This is a genomic window from Microcoleus sp. ARI1-B5 (assembly GCF_036705795.1).
In the GTDB taxonomy this organism is placed as follows: Bacteria; Cyanobacteriota; Cyanobacteriia; order Cyanobacteriales; family Microcoleaceae; genus Microcoleus.
In genome coordinates, this window is sequence record NZ_JAUBVK010000005.1 from 66,323 (window position 1) to 81,223 (window position 14,901).

At 47.3% G+C, this 14,901-nt stretch carries 13 protein-coding genes; 9 read left to right on the forward strand and 4 right to left on the reverse strand.

Features of this window, described 5'->3' with window-relative positions; all coding sequences use genetic code 11:
- Positions 1 to 349 precede the first annotated feature (349 nt).
- The 3 genes from QUB63_RS10105 to QUB63_RS10115 all read left to right on the forward strand — a co-directional run bounded on the left by QUB63_RS10105 (position 350) and on the right by QUB63_RS10115 (position 3,247).
- The gene (locus tag QUB63_RS10105) at positions 350 to 1,357 is read left to right on the forward strand and encodes a ParA family protein (protein WP_332944872.1); all 1,008 of its coding nucleotides are present in this window, start codon (positions 350 to 352) and stop codon (positions 1,355 to 1,357) included.
- Positions 1,354 to 1,800: a hypothetical protein gene (locus QUB63_RS10110; protein ID WP_332944875.1), complete on the forward strand. Its 447-nt coding sequence runs from the start codon at positions 1,354 to 1,356 to the stop codon at positions 1,798 to 1,800. Before QUB63_RS10105 ends, QUB63_RS10110 begins: the two co-directional genes overlap by 4 nt.
- Before the next feature lie 172 nt (positions 1,801 to 1,972).
- Positions 1,973 to 3,247 (forward strand): hypothetical protein, encoded by a 1,275-nt coding sequence (locus QUB63_RS10115; RefSeq protein WP_332944876.1) that lies wholly within the window; start codon positions 1,973 to 1,975, stop codon positions 3,245 to 3,247.
- 376 nt (positions 3,248 to 3,623) lie between these two features.
- Here QUB63_RS10115 and hpsL read toward each other — a convergent pair whose 3' ends face one another.
- The gene (gene hpsL / locus QUB63_RS10120; protein WP_332944877.1) at positions 3,624 to 5,288 is read right to left on the reverse strand and encodes a hormogonium polysaccharide biosynthesis protein HpsL; all 1,665 of its coding nucleotides are present in this window, start codon (positions 5,286 to 5,288) and stop codon (positions 3,624 to 3,626) included.
- A gap of 272 nt (positions 5,289 to 5,560) precedes the next feature.
- Here hpsL and QUB63_RS10125 point away from each other — a divergent pair, with 272 nt between their 5' ends.
- Positions 5,561 to 6,136, forward strand: a complete 576-nt coding sequence (locus QUB63_RS10125) for an alpha/beta hydrolase (RefSeq protein WP_332944879.1) — start codon at positions 5,561 to 5,563, stop codon at positions 6,134 to 6,136.
- Positions 6,137 to 6,356: 220 nt separating this feature from the next.
- On the opposite strand, the gene QUB63_RS10130 is transcribed toward QUB63_RS10125, so the two are convergent.
- The 3 genes from QUB63_RS10130 to QUB63_RS10140 form a co-directional block, all read right to left on the reverse strand.
- Complete coding sequence (locus QUB63_RS10130; RefSeq protein WP_332944880.1) at positions 6,357 to 7,253, reverse strand: succinate--CoA ligase subunit alpha; 897 nt, start codon at positions 7,251 to 7,253, stop codon at positions 6,357 to 6,359.
- Between the two features lie 83 nt (positions 7,254 to 7,336).
- Positions 7,337 to 8,566 carry a succinate--CoA ligase subunit beta gene (locus QUB63_RS10135; RefSeq protein WP_332944881.1) on the reverse strand — a complete coding sequence of 410 codons (1,230 nt, stop codon included), beginning with the start codon at positions 8,564 to 8,566 and terminating at the stop codon, positions 7,337 to 7,339.
- Positions 8,567 to 9,101: 535 nt separating this feature from the next.
- Positions 9,102 to 10,625, reverse strand: coding sequence for a glycosyltransferase (locus QUB63_RS10140; protein WP_332944882.1), 1,524 nt, complete (start codon positions 10,623 to 10,625; stop codon positions 9,102 to 9,104).
- Between the two features lie 385 nt (positions 10,626 to 11,010).
- On the opposite strand from QUB63_RS10140, the gene ebsA reads away from it, so the two are divergent.
- From ebsA to QUB63_RS10165, 5 genes are all read left to right on the forward strand, one after another.
- Positions 11,011 to 11,385: a type IV pilus biogenesis protein EbsA gene (gene ebsA / locus QUB63_RS10145; protein WP_332944883.1), complete on the forward strand. Its 375-nt coding sequence runs from the start codon at positions 11,011 to 11,013 to the stop codon at positions 11,383 to 11,385.
- A gap of 175 nt (positions 11,386 to 11,560) precedes the next feature.
- Positions 11,561 to 11,746: a hypothetical protein gene (locus QUB63_RS10150; RefSeq protein ID WP_332944885.1), complete on the forward strand. Its 186-nt coding sequence runs from the start codon at positions 11,561 to 11,563 to the stop codon at positions 11,744 to 11,746.
- A gap of 813 nt (positions 11,747 to 12,559) precedes the next feature.
- Positions 12,560 to 13,657, forward strand: coding sequence for a phosphotransacetylase family protein (locus QUB63_RS10155; RefSeq protein WP_332944887.1), 1,098 nt, complete (start codon positions 12,560 to 12,562; stop codon positions 13,655 to 13,657).
- A 268-nt stretch (positions 13,658 to 13,925) separates the two neighbouring features.
- Entirely contained in the window at positions 13,926 to 14,429 is a 504-nt protein-coding gene (locus QUB63_RS10160) for a DNA recombination-mediator protein A (protein WP_332944888.1), read from the forward strand.
- 15 nt (positions 14,430 to 14,444) lie between these two features.
- Entirely contained in the window at positions 14,445 to 14,861 is a 417-nt protein-coding gene (locus QUB63_RS10165) for an MAPEG family protein (RefSeq protein WP_332945216.1), read from the forward strand.
- The last annotated feature ends 40 nt before the right edge of the window (positions 14,862 to 14,901 follow it).

Consider the following 14,901-nt stretch of genomic DNA (forward strand, 5'->3'; position numbering starts at 1 on the left):
AACTCTTAATTATTTTTTAAGATTTGATGGTAATTTAATGAGTAATAACCCAAGGAAACTTTACATTCATCCCATGAAGTTAGAATTTTGATTGATATATTTTCCCCTTCATCGGCTCCATCCAACAACCGACAAATCCGACGATTTCTATCATAAGAAGCTAAATAAAATCCCCGCTCAAACTGTCTGCCTAAAACCCGATAGTATCTACTAATGTAGTTGTTCCAAATTTATGAGGGTCGAAGATAATGTTGAGAGGGTTGATGTGAATGCTTAATATTTTGTAGGCCTATAAAATTTTGTATAGGCAAATAAGTTAGTTGATTTGACATGATGTGCTATTTATTTTATGATTGATTTCAATATCACAGTCTGTCTTTTATGTCAATTAGCATCTCAGGCCGATCGTGGACGATCGCGCGATCGACTAACCGCCACAATATGTTTTAATTTATATTCCAGCCACATCCAAACAAACCCAGCCATGAGTCCTAAATCCATAGCCGTAATCAACTTCAAAGGCGGAGTCGGAAAGACCACCGTCACTTGGAGTCTGGGAAATATTATATCCCAAGGAACCGACTTAGAAGTCTTGATGTTAGACCTAGACCCGCAAATGTCCCTCACAGAGGCGATCGGACTTAACGAAAATACGGGTCATTTAGATGACAAGTTTGGTAGGTGGTACGAACAATCTCTCAAACACAGACTCACAATTTACGACGCCCTCGAAGTCTTTAAAAAAGCCGGACAGAACTTTAAATTTCCCGTTGGTTTCGACACCATTTATCAGATTGACGAACAGTTGCATTTTATCCCTTCAGTTGAAGAATTGTATTGGTTAGATTTAGATGGATTTGAGGGGAAAAGTGTTAAAGACTTCATCCGCAGGTTCAGCGGCAAAATCGCCAACTCTCCCAATCTCCCCAAATACGACTTAATGCTTTTTGACTGTTCGCCTTCCTTCAGTCTCCTCACCTACAGCGTACTCTCTTGTTGCGACTTAATATTGATTCCCGTCAATCCAGATTATTTTGGTTCTCGGGGATTGAGTTTAGTTTTAAACTCGCTCCAAAAGCGGATTGAGCCTTACCCGTTTCCCAAGATTGCAGTGTTTATGAATAAAGCTAAAATCTATGGAGGATTGCTGACAAATGAAGTTCAGTTTTACATGAGAGAAGTCAAGAGACTTTGCGCTGAAATCTCAAAAGACAATAACATAGAAGTGAAATTTTTAGAATCGACGATTCGAGAAAGCGTTGGTTTGAAACGGGCGATTAATGAGGGAGAATTGCCGCGAGAATTAGTTAGAGAGTTTGAGCAACTGTGGCGCGAGTGTGAGGAGTATCTGAAATGATTAAAAAAGATATTTTGGCAAATGGCGAGCAAAAAAGCGGCGGGTTAGTTGATGAAATTAGCGAACTTAAGGAAATCTTGCGGGAAGTTTCCAAAAAATTAACCAGGATTGAGGCTCAAGTCAAGCGGGGAGGGCTTGCGGCTGGGTCGAAAACTTCGGAATTACTTACTGTTGCTGATGTCGATCGACCTGCTAATTTATCGGCGGGAAATGTTCTCGAAGTTTATGAAGAACTGCGTTTGCAAGCTAAGAAGGGTCATGAACTAGAGGTGAGGCAAAAATTGGCGGCTATGAGTGCAACTGATTTGAATTTGATGTGTTGCGAGTTAGGGATGCCACCCAGCAGCAAGAATCCGTCCCGGAAAAAAATGTTTGAGCTAATTATTGGTAGAATTAAGCAGAGTTTGATGCTGTCGCGGCATATCGATCGCCAAACACTGTGAATGGGGCATTGGGAATGGGGCATTGGGAATGGGGCATTGGGAATGGGGCATTGGGAATGGGGCATTGGGAATGGGCCCGCGCAGGGAATAGTTTGGAGTTAGAATTTGCCATATCCCCTAGCACTTTAAGAAGACTGTGAAGATTTAAAAGTAAGGAGATGATATTGACAAAATGCGTTTGCATAAATTAAGGCTAAGGCGGTTTTGGTCGATCGCCCTTATCACCCTAACACTCGCAATCACCGTGTTTTTGAGCCTTCAGGGCCCTGGGACAACCGCAGCCCAAAAACCGAAGATACTGGCGTTTACAGCCCTCCAAAGGCGCGGCAGCGAGGTGAGAAACAGTTTATTTACCGTCAATGCTACCAGTTTGGCCCGCCGCCAACTTGCACCCAATATAGATGTTAGCTACACGTTAGTTTGGTCGCCCAACGGCGATCGGCTGGCTTTCGTTAGTGGCGATACCGACATCTATACAGTCAATGCTGACGGTTCCGGGCTAACTAAACAGTTTGCTGGAGAGGCTTGCAAAGCAGCTAATTTTGAAATAGCTTGGTTTTCCAACAGCCAAAAACTTGTTTTTGCGCGTTCTTGCGACGGTTTTACCTCAGATACACCGGGCAGTCAATCACTTTATACGAGCGACACTTCGGGTATTAAAGGAACTAAATTAATTCGGAATTGGGAAGTAGGAGGACAACCTGCTAAAACAGAAATTTCATCGGCATTCTATCTTTCACCGGACGGCCAGCAGGTAGCATTTATCAAGGATAAAAATATCTACAAAATGAATGCTGACGGTTCGGGCACGAGCAAACTCACTCAAAGTCCCCGCGAGTATACATCCGGCGGTAGCGAACTTGTTTGGTCGCCCGATCGCACAAAAATCGCTTTTTTCTCCGGTACCTATCCCAAACAGCAAATTTACACGATTAATGCAGACGGCACAAACCTCAAAAATTTGACCGACAACCCGCAAAATCAGGTTTACAGCGTCAAGCTGTTTTGGTCGCCCGATAGCAGCCGCATTGCTTACTATCAGGGCAAACCGGGCGATTTGAGCGGGGAAAAGCAGGATATTTATGCGATCGACATTAACCGGGGAACAGCCAAGAACCTCACCCAAAAACCCGGAAACTACGATGCACTTTCCTGGTCGCCGGACGGCAAACTTATCGCCTTCGCCGCCGGAGACTTCAACCAGCAAAAACTCTACACAATAAATGCTGACGGTGACAAGCTAAATCAACTAGCTCCTCGGCTAGAACCCTCGGGAATTTCTGAATTAGCTTGGTCTTCTGACAGCCAGCAAATTGCTTTTGCTTTTAATGAAATCAAAGGCGACAAAAGCAACTTGTATGTCATTAATCGCGACGGTTCGGGATTGACTAAATTGACAAACGACAAGGATTTAAATGCTGGCACTCCAGTTTGGCAACCGCAGTAAAATTACAATTTATCTCGTGTCCGATCGATTAACCGCAATCAGATTAGTTCGTTCGTAGTGCGGACTTAAGTCCGCAAAAAGCTGCGGACTTAAGTCCGCACGTGCGTTCCGTTTTTTTTATGGTAATCGACCGGATATGATATAGCAGTTGACAGTTGACCTGTGACAGTTGACAGCTTACTATGTACCCTAATCAAACCGTTTATGCTAGCGGTTTCAGGGAGCTATTGATGAGGTTATTTATGTCCGCGCCAGATGTGGCGGTTGCTATATTATTTCAGATGGGGTGAAACTACCACAATTAAATTAGTTTCTAGTGAGGACTTCAGTCCTCTCTCGTTTTATGAGGACTGAAGTCCTCACGATCAAACGTTTGTCAAATCGGAGCCGATGCAATAAATTTTTTCTCCTTTAATTGCTGGTGAACTTCCAATTCATGTCCCTCAAGTTCCTGGTGTTTCTCATCCTGCACCTGTTTGTCAATTTTGGGCAACTTTAAAATCGCCCCAGCCAAAACCCAGTAATATACAGACACTGGATCTACATCCAGCGGATAGTATTGAGGATTGATCGTAATAAATCCCACAAATACCCAAAAACTAGCTCCGTAACTCCGCAAACTTTTGTCCTTGACAGAACGGTAAGCTCGAAAACTTAAAAAAGCTAAGTGTAAAAGCATAATTTGAAAAGCAATCATTCCCGGATAACCGAGTTCGTAGATCAACTTAGGTTGGAAAGTTTCAATTAGCTGCGTGGTCCCAAATATCCGCGTTGAATTAGTCGCTCGTCCCACACCTCTACCGAGAGGTCTGTCAATGATAAAATTGTTGCTCTGCTCCAACTGATTTAAAAGAAACTGCTGGGGCGGTGCAGCATTCCAGCGGTCAACAAAACTATCCCACCGCTGCTCGATAATTCCCGGGTTAATTGCTGCACCGACAAACAGCAGAATCGCCAGTCCTGCACCAATGGGAATAAATCTTTTCAAATTAACTAATTGACCGGTGAGAATTAGCAGGATAGCCGTGGCAACTGGAACCAGAACTAAAGCAGCTCTTTGACCGGAAATAACGGCATTGGCAAATACTAATGCCATGCCAAATAAACCGATAACTCGCCACCAGAAAGAAGGGTCGCAAAAGGCAGAGGCAAAGGTTAAAAAAGCATTAGAAATTAAAAACCACGCCCACTGCCAAGGCGCTACAAAAGTTCCCGGCAAGCGGATAAACTTGACTTCTGGACTGAATACCAGAGAACCGCCGACAAAACATCTAGCTTGCAGGGTTGCTTTATATAATTCTTCTCCGATCATGCCTCGGGTGCCCGCGCACTTTCCACTTTGCAGCAACAGGTACTGAATCACACCGAGAAGGCAGCAAACGATCGCCAAAACTACGTGCATTCGACTAAAAAACACCAAATCCTTCTTAGTGCGGAGCAGATAATAGGTACAAGCAATGAGCGGTATGTAACCTATCAATACTTTTAAGCCGAGAATTCCTTGCAGAATGGGTTTGTCACCTTTCATAGGGTTGAGCTGCATCTCCCCGTTGACAAAAATTAAAGTCAGCATTGCCATCATCAACAGGATGCTGAAGGTAGAAAGCATTTGTTTGGGAATAAACAGGGGCAACTGTTTCTTTTTGCAGCTTTGAATTAGGGCGATGAGAGCTGGTACGTAGAAAGCATCTTTGGCTACTTGAAATGCAGCATTCCCACCGCCAATTGCGTAAGTAACTGTACCGCTCAAAGGCAAGTAAATTAGAAAAGCCCACAAAGCTTGACGGGGGTATTTGTAGGAAAGCAGTAAAATGGCTGCGGCTGCGCCTCCTGCAATAGCAATCTTAGGACGGGCAACGAACAACAGGGGGATGCTGATAGCAATGGCGATCGAGCAGCTTATGACGATCCCCTGCACAACTTCATTGCGCTTTTGTGAAGTTTTGCGTTTTTGTGCAGCGACTTCTTTTTTGCTGAGCGCTGTTGTTTTTTCACTCTGCTTTTTTTTTGATTTTTTGGATTTGCGCTTGGTTTTGAACATAACTTCTATAAGGCACTTATGTAGAAGGCTGAATGCACTCGGATCGAGAAGGCTATCTTATGTAGAAGGTAGAAGGCCGAATGAATATAATAAAAAATATTTCTGTAGATGTGGTTACTTATTCTTAAAGTCGAGAAATCGAAAAAATCTCGGTTGAGATGGTGGGTGTGATGCGGGCACAACTTACACTCGCGACCTTGTAGAATATAACTGCTGCATCTATAATGTACACACATCGAAAAAATAATTTTAATCGATCGCTGAAACAGAATATGAAGTTAACAAAATTTGTATCGATCGGCATTGCCCTAGTTTTAGGAGCAACCGCGAGCACATTATCTAGCAGCAGTAGAGCATTGGGGGCCGAAAAAGTTGTCCTGACATTTGGCCCGATCCGGCAAGCCATCAATATCAGCGACTTAGAAGACTTTGCTAAAGACGGCACGACGACACCAACCCTCCAACAAATTATCGGGTTCTCCAAAATGGACCCAAAAATATTGCAGGGGTTGATCGGTTTACAAATCGGTTTAAAGCCAGCTAATCTCGCCCGGATAGTTTACAGCACCCCAGGCGAAAAAATTACTGACGAAATCGGTCAAGCAATTCGGACTCAGCGCCGCACAGAAGGTGGCAAAGCCCTGCGGGCTGCGGTGATTCTGGCAGCCGGCGACGACGGTAAGGTGTCGCTGCTGGAAATTTTGAAAAAGTATCCTCTGCCGGAGGTTTACGTAGATATTGCCAGCGTTGCTGCGACTGTTGGGAAAATTCAGAGTTTGGCTGGAAATATGAGCACCCTGCTGCAAGATTCCAAGGGCGAGACAAGGGGTACAACTCAGACAAAATAGCACCGAAAGTTCGATCGCACCTAGCCGCACCGTACCGCCAACAACCCCTGCTCCAGCGCGCCGCCCCGCCGCACCCCTACCAGCACCCGCACCGCAGCCTATGAGGCCCGTTAGAGGACTTTGGTAAAAAAATCATCGCCATCAAGGTGTTCGATCGTTCGGACTTTAGTCCTCATAAAAGTCTGAGGAGTAAAGTCCGAACGATCGAACACTGAAGCAATCAATTTTTATCGAGCAATTTTTTGAGCAACTTAGGAATCTCCGAAGGCCGAGCCGCCACCGGTATGTCCGCCTCTTCAAAGGCAGCCATTTTGTTTTCTACGGTAACACCAAAGGCTTTCTGGGCAGCAGCCCGAGAACTGATCAGGATGCCGGCGTGGCCCAAAGACGGCCCCTTGGGAGCGTAGCGGCCGGCCAGATAAGCAACCACCGGTTTGTCGATCGCCGAGGCGATGTAAGAAGCAGCAGCTTGTTCGCTCCAACCGCCAACTTCGCCGATCAAAACCATCGCCTCCGTACTGTCGTCTTCGTCCAAAAGTTGCAGCCACTGCATAAAAGAAGAACCAACAATCGCGTCGCAGCCAATACAAACCGCCATCGACTGTCCCAACCCCGCCTCAGTCAGTTCTAGAGCAACTTCATAAGTCAAAGTGCTGCTGCGGCTGATTACTCCGATCGGGCCGGGAGTGTAGAATTCCTTGGGGTGAGTTCCTAGCAGCAGCTTGTCGGGGACAATAATCCCCGGACTGTTGGGCCCGATCACTAGAGTTTCCGTGGCCTCTGCTTTTCTGACTAAGCGCACTATATCCAGAGGGGGAACTCCTGGAGTGACGATCGCGATTTGCCTAATTCCTGCCGCGATCGCTTCATGAGCCGCATCCAGCACCGAGTAAGCGTCTACCAAAATTACCGCAGTGTCAACGTGACCCACTGCAGCCACGGCTTCTTCTACCAAATCAAAAATCGGAATTCCCTCCAACTCCAGCCCCCCCCTACCGGGACTGACACCGGCGACTACATTCGTGCCGTATGCTTTCATCATCAGGGCGGCGCGGCTGGACGCGGGAGATTCTGTAATGCCCTGTACTAGGACTTTGCTTTCAGGAGTTAAATTCATGTTTTCCCACTTGACACTCGATCTTTAAAAAGCAGAAGGCCTTCATCTGTCCTGGAGTCTCGAATGCCGCCGATCGACTGTCGCTACTTGGCCCCGGATACAGCTTGGGACGCTGCCCGATCCAAAGTGCTAGCTAGCTGCACCGGCAACTGTCCCAAACGCTTTTTAACAGCATCAGCATCGATCTCTACCAGGCGCAACACAACTTGAATATGCCGATTGGCGCGAGCTTTCCGTTCCAAATAGGCGACTACTGCGGCGGTGATTTCCTCGCTTTTGGAGGCGCTGCCCAAAATATTTACAAGTATCACCTTAACGCTTTTATCCTGAGCCACTAACTCCAGACCCAAATCCGTGCGATCGCGCAGGGCATTTGCTGCATCTATGCGGTCTAGAGAACCCATGTTCACAAAATTAGCCGGTTTTCCTCCTTGGTGGGCTACAGCATCCAGAGTTGCCATTGTCAGGCCCACCCCGTTGCACAAAATCCCGATATTCCCGTCTAGTTCGACTAATTGCAGGGATTGAGAATTCGAGATTGCGGATTGAGATTTGGGGTCTAACTCCGGCGGCGAGTGCTGCTTCGAGTGGGAATTGGGGCGATCGCCATGGGTAGAGGGACTTCTCCTGTCCCCAGCCCACCCGCTGATGAGCCTCTTATCCGAGAGTGCAGCCAAGTCTGGATGCCGCCCCAAGGCATCGTCGTTGGCGGTGACTTTACCGTCTAAAGCCATGAGTTCTCCCGTTGGACTGATGCCGAGAGGATTGATTTCTACTAAATCTAAATCTTTTTCGACAAACAGCCGGTACATTTTCTCGACAATCGCGCTCACTGATTGAATCAAGTCTCCCTGCAATCCCATTTTCAGCATCAGACGCCTCGCGTAGAATGGCGAAAATTCTTGGTCTACGGCAACTTGCTGCATTTGGTCGATCGACCCTTCGACATCCATACCTCCTTGTCTCGACCCCAGAAGTACCGGGCGTCGCGCTATGGGGTCTAGGAGTACAGCTAAGTACAATTCAAGGTCAGCGTTGTACTTTGCTTCTGCCAGCAGGACTTGGGGATATTCATTCTCGATCGGCAAATTAAAAATTGTTTGAGCCGCAGCAACTGCATCGATCGTATTTTCCACAAACTTAATGCCGCCAGCCCGGCCCCGTCCCCCAGCGCGCACTTGCGACTTGAGTACAACTGGGTAGGGAATTTTCAGTCCTTTGAGGTCGGCTGGATTGTCAATTCGCTGGGACGGCAAAATCGGAATTGCCATCTGGCGAAATAAAGATTTGGCTTGGTACTCTAACAAATCCATTCTTAATAACGGGTGACGGGTAGTTGGCAACAAGCAATTCGTCGTAATTGGCCATTCATAATTAATAGATAATAATTGGCTTTTTGTCAAGTTAAAAGTTAAAAATTATGGCTTTTATCTTTTAATTTTAGACTTTTGTATGGCCTATTACTTATTCAGTATTGCTGGCCTATCACCTATTGCCTAAGCTATTTTGTACTTTTTGTTTTGCGATCGACAATTGCAAGATTTGACTGGTGGCTCGGGCCCGACAGAGTAGGGAGATGGTTAGTAGTTGTTTTATCTTCGGAGTTTTGGCAATACTGTTTCCCGATATTTCGGGGAGCTAATTATCAATTGATTCCCAGTAATTTAATCTAATTAAGCATCAAATACGACTCGTTTTTAAGCTTGTCATGTGTATTTTATCCCTTTTCCCTGATAACTAATGACTCCTTACTAATAACTAATGACTCCTTCCCAATAACTAATGACTCCTTCCCAATAAATAATGACTAATGACTAATGACTTCGGTCAACTGTCAACTGTCAACTGTCAACTGTCAACTGTCAACTTAGCAGTGCCTTGATGGACGGTTTTAACCCATTTGAGCCGCTTGGGACGCACCGAAATCCGAGCCGTCACAATCCCCACCAGCAGCCAGTGCAACATATACACAGTACCCTGCAGGGTTTGCAGCAAGGTGACAAAAACTCTTTTAATGTCAAATTTGGTCTCTTTGCGGGTGCGGCGCAAACCGACAAACATTCCCACCACTGACAAGGTAAGGGTCATCACAGTTATGGGACTAGCGATCGGCATCCGGCGCAGCGCAATTGACATCAAAAAGTCGGGCAGCGCTACTGTGGGCAAGAAATATTGAGATACCCAAAATCCAAATAAATCCCAAGTTTTCCCAGTTCCCATCCGGTTGCGCAAAATTAGCCGCCAGTAGTCAAGATAACGCTGATAGCCGCCTTCTGCCCACCGATTGCGCTGGTGCCACAGGGCCGTCGCGTTCGTGACTCCTTCTTCTGACACGGCTGGGAAAGCCAGAAATTCAATGTCCCACTGGTCTAGGTGCAGCCTCACGGTCAAATCCAGGTCGTCGGTAATCGTTTCCTCGTTCCAGCCGCCGCACCTTTCTAAGGCGGTGCGGCGCATGAATTGGCCGTTACCGCGCAATTCTCCAATGCCGCCGATCGCAATCCGCTGCTGTTGGAAAAAACTGTCGAGAGCCATTTCTGCTTCTTGGCCGCGAGTCCACACATTTACCGCAGCATTGGCGATGGCTTTTCTGACTTGCACCGCGCCTACCTGCGATCGATCGAACACCGGCAGCACCCGGCGCAGCAAATCCGGCGTTACCGTCGCGTCGGCGTCAAATATTCCCACAAATTCCCCGCGAGTCAGCGGCAAAACTTCATTCAGGGCTCCCGACTTGCCGCCGCTGGCATTTGCTCCCCTGCTAAATACTTTGAGCTGCGGGTACTGTTTGGTTAGCGCCTCCAATACTAGCGCCGTGCCGTCGCTGCTGCGATCGTCGATCGCCCAAACTTCGTAGCGGTCGATCGGATAGTCTACATTGCAGATTGATTGTACGAATCGGGCAATCACCGCTTCCTCATTTTTCGCAGCCACCAGCAGCGACACGTAGGGCCAATCTTCTCGACTTTCATCCGCAAGAGGCTGCAGTGCGGGCTTGGGAGTCGCAAACAAAACTCGAAATGCTTGCATCCACAGCAGTCCCGTCAACCCCCACACTACCCACGCACCCCAAGAAATCAAGTGTAGGGCGATCGTGCCGCCCCAAATCGCAGTCAGCACTATGGCGGCTTTTCCCCGCCGTCCCCGGTACAGATTTTGAGGAAAAGAGGGAGATTCCGGCACAGACACCGCCACCGGGAGTTCTGATGAAGTTTCCGTGTCAAACACGCTGTCGCCCATGTCTGGTATGGCAAATATTTTGCCGAGCTTCGAGTTCGAGGTCAAACTCTTGAGCTCTTCTTGAGCTAAATCAGCGATGTCCAAGTTAAGCTCGCTGCGAGCGTCGTTTTCTGGCCAAGAACTCTCCTGCATAGGTTACTTGATTCAACCACCAATAGTTTTTGATTTTAGAGATAAGTATTTACTGTATCAGTTTCTGGGCTTTTGTCGAAAGCCGACGGGAACACGTTTGTGGGGACTAGCCCCAGAGTGCGGCACGGCTAAACTGGCATTGCATAGAGTATTTGGGATGATCCGCCCAAAAACGGATACAAGCATCTGACTTAAGTCATTCGCCGCCCCAAATTTTAGACTCTTGTTCAAGCTCCCCACTTCAGCAGATTCATCTGCCCTTGTAAATCTAAAATCTAAAATCCCAAATCCAAAATCTAAAATCGACTGACTCTGGCTTGCGATCGACCAGGAATATCTGCTAGTTTTTTCAGATGAGCTCAACCCACTGTCAGAATGCGGAAATATGTCTCTTCCTCAACTGAAACCAGCCGACGACAAAGAAGTGAAAGTCTACGCGCCTTTCTGTCAAGAGCCCAGGCGCAAGTTCTTGCCCCACGCTATCGGTCTCTACAAGCTCAAAAGCTTGGAGGGGGCTAGAAAAATTGACGGTGGCGAAGATGTACCCTTTGTCGCTAGTTGGAATATCTCGTCGCTGCCGATCGATTTGACCCGCTGTCGGGTATTGTTTGAGGGCAATGCTGAACTCAGCTACGAAGTGACTATGCAAAGCTCTGAGTTTGTCAGTTGCTTAATTGAGGTACTTTTGACTTTTCAGCGCACTCGTACCGTCGATTTTTCTAAAACGTTTTATCGGAAGCTGATGCGGATGGATGAGTAATTTTCACCGCACGGGCGCTCTCCAAAGTCCGCAATTGACCTTTGAATTTCAAAGGTGGTACCCGCCACGTGATTGAGCCGTGGAATCAATCCAAAATCTTCAACGCTCATCCTTGCGTCCCCCGCATTTATCCGTGGGGTCAATCGAAAATCGAAAATCGAAAATCGAAAATCGATTGACTGGCGCGATTGCAGGTGTACTAACTGTGTACGGCCACCGTCCCGGTGACATTACAGTATTGGTGCGCCAGTTTTATTTGAGCAGCGGGAATATTGATTCTCAATCATCGCGCTCGGGGGTGCCAGCGAGTGCGATCGCCCCCAAAGCGATTTCGTTCAACAGTTGCGGCGGGCGTAGCTGAGAGCAAAACCCTGATTGCCCGGCCAACGAAACTCAATCTACTGGCCAGCAAGTGCGAGCTCGCTGGCTGAGCAATCAGCCGGAACAGCGGCCGCAATGCCAGCCCACACCACCAGACAATTTATGTGTCGAAAAGCTAGAATCCCGCTCCTAAACAGCTTATATATCCCTGTGCAAGATTTCAGTTTGAAGCTGTGCGATCGCACTAATAATTAATAACTAATAATACATATCGGTTTTGAATAGTCTGCAAAACCGATTAGAACACAGACCGTGCTGTATCCCTGCCGAATCTCTGCATTCTACTAAAATACAGCCGTGAATTCCGGTGGTAAGGCTTGGGCAGGGATATTATTGGGCACTTTGGGTCGCGTTAATTTCCTGAGACTAGAGTTGCTCTTCATTCGCTCTCCCTAACAGGAAATTCATCGGCGTTCAGGAGCGTTAAGGAGCGGTTTCATCGAATTGCATCAAAGATTTAGGCAATCCAACCCTAATTTTGACTGCTGCCTAGCAAGGTCTAAAATCGGAAGATTTGCGGAGCTTGGCCCTCTAAAAAGTTTTCAACGCAATTACGCTCAATAAATAGTTCTCAAAAAACGCCGCTAAAAACAATTCAGCAACAACGGCTTTGAAAAAAAAATATGTGAAAAAAAATGCGAACAACAGAGTCGCCACAGGTGAATAAAAGTTTCAACAAAAAAAACGATATGCCCAAACGCGACAAAATCGAGTATAATCATATTGCGAAATTGACTCGCAGTGCAGAAATACTGTTGAATAAACTAAATTTATTTAAATAGACAGGTGCAAATTGAGGAGAGAAGGCGTACCCAAATTGACTAAATATTTACTGATCGGTTCCACAAAAGCTTACAGCGGCAAGTCCGCGATCGCCCTGGGGATGGCGCTGGCACTCCGGGCAAAAGGACTCGCCGTCGCCTACGGCAAACCTCTGGGAACCTGTTTCAGCTCGCCCGGAGCTGGAGCCGAGGAGGAAGACGTGCGGTTTGCGGTAGAGACGCTGAAACTCTCAGAAAGTGAGATACCGTCAACTCTGCTGTCTTTGGACGAAGAGACGGTTCACAAGCGTTTGCGGGGAGAAGACAAGACAGATTACCGCCAGTCTCTAGCGCAATATTTGCAAGCTCCCAGCGGAGATTTGGTGCTGTTGGAAGGCCCCGCTAATTTGGAGGAAGGCAGTCTGTTCGACTTGTCTTTGGCTCAAGTCGCTGAAACAGTTGATGCCTCTGTGCTGCTGGTAGTGCGCCCGATCGATCTTTATATAGACGATTTGCTGTCGGCGTTTGGGCGTTTGGGTTCGCGCTTGGCTGGCGTCGTGCTCAACGACGTGCCCTCGGACAAACTCGAATCCGTAACGGCGACTGTGCGGCCTTTTCTGGAGGCTAGCGGTATTCCAGTTTTGGGAATGCTGCCGAGAAGCGCTTTGCTGCGCAGTGTCAGCGTCAAAGAATTGGTGCACCAATTGAAAGCTGACGTGCTCTGCCGTCGAGACCGTTTGGATTTAATGGTGGAAACCTTGACAATTGGCGCGATGAATGTTAGTTCTGCTCTAAAGTATTTCCGCAAAGCCAGAAATATGGCGGTGGTGACGGGGGGCGATCGCACGGACATTCAGCTAGCGGCTCTGGAAAGCTCGACTCAGTGCTTAATTCTCACAGGCCACTTGCCTCCTTCTCCCTTGGTAATCGGCAGGGCAGAAGAAATGGAAATTCCAGTTTTGTCTGTTGATTTGGATACCTTAACCACGGTGGAAATTATCGACAGCACCTTTGGCAGCGTGCGCCTGCACGAACGCATCAAGGTGGAATGCGTTACTCAGCTAATGGCAGAACACTTTGACCTCAAGGGCATGATGGCATCCTTGGGTTTGGGCGATCGAGTTCATTAACCAGGCCGCCGGAACAGAGTGAAGAAGCTATGCGGCAGAGCGAAGAAGGCCAAGAGAATTTTGGGTTAATAAAATAAAAATAAAAAATTCTTAAATTCTCAATTTTTCTTGAATTCTACCTTCAGACATTCTGCCTTCTGGCTTCCTCAAATCTCCCGCTCCTCTAGTCAGATACCGTAAATCAGCAATTCTTAACTTCTTTTTGGTGGCAATTGCTAGTTAGTCTGCTAAAATCCACAACGTAGTTTTATTTAATTTAATAAATTCTTTGAGTCAATCAATTGAGCTACCCAGAGTTGATGATTTTTTACAAGAACTTGCGGCGATCCAGCAAACAAGCTCCAAGCGGGTTGCTCTTTTGGGTTCACGCCACGTTCCTATTACCCACCAGCAGCTAATTGAGATGCTGAGCTACGCCTTAGTTCTGGGAGGCAATCAGCTCATCACATCGGGCGCTACAGGCACCAATTCAGCCGCGATTCGGGGGGCAATGCGAGCAGATCCTAATCTGCTGACGGTGATTTTGCCGCAAAGCATGAGCCGCCAGCCTCGGGAGTCTCGCGATCAGCTCGAACAAGTCATACATTTGGTAGAAAATCCCAAAAATGACAGCTTGTCTCTCCCGGAAGCCAGCGCCATGTGCAATCAGGAGATTATTTCTCGCTGTCAGCAACTGATCTGTTTTGCTTTTCACGAAAGCCACACTTTGCTGAAAACTTGCCAGGATGCCGAGGAACAGCGCAAAGTGGTTACTCTGTTCTATTTTGATTGAAAAGCGAGGCGGATGATGGTGTTGGGATTGCCTGTGTCGGTTATTCTGCTTGATTGTATTGCTGCGGCGGCGGCGCTGGTTTATGCACCGTTTTTGGTGGTTGCCCTCGCCCGCTTGCAGCTAGGTTACGATCGAGCGGCCCCCCGCGCTATGTTTGACAGGTTGCCTGCTTACGCTCAGCGGGCAACTTGGGCTCACCAAAATTCGTTTGAGACGTTTATGCTGTTTTCAGCGGCGGCTTTGATGGCTTTTGTGACGGGGGTTGATTCGGAGGCGGCAGGTTGGGCTGCGATTGCTTTTCCTCTAGCCCGGTTGTTGTTTTCGGTTTTCTATATTCTGAATATACCGCTGGGGCGATCGCTCATGTTTGCGATTAGTTCTTCTTGCACTGTCTCTTTATTCTATTTCAGTTTGATGGCTGTTAATGGCTAATTATTATTAGTCAGCAGTTATCAGTCATCAGTCATTAGTC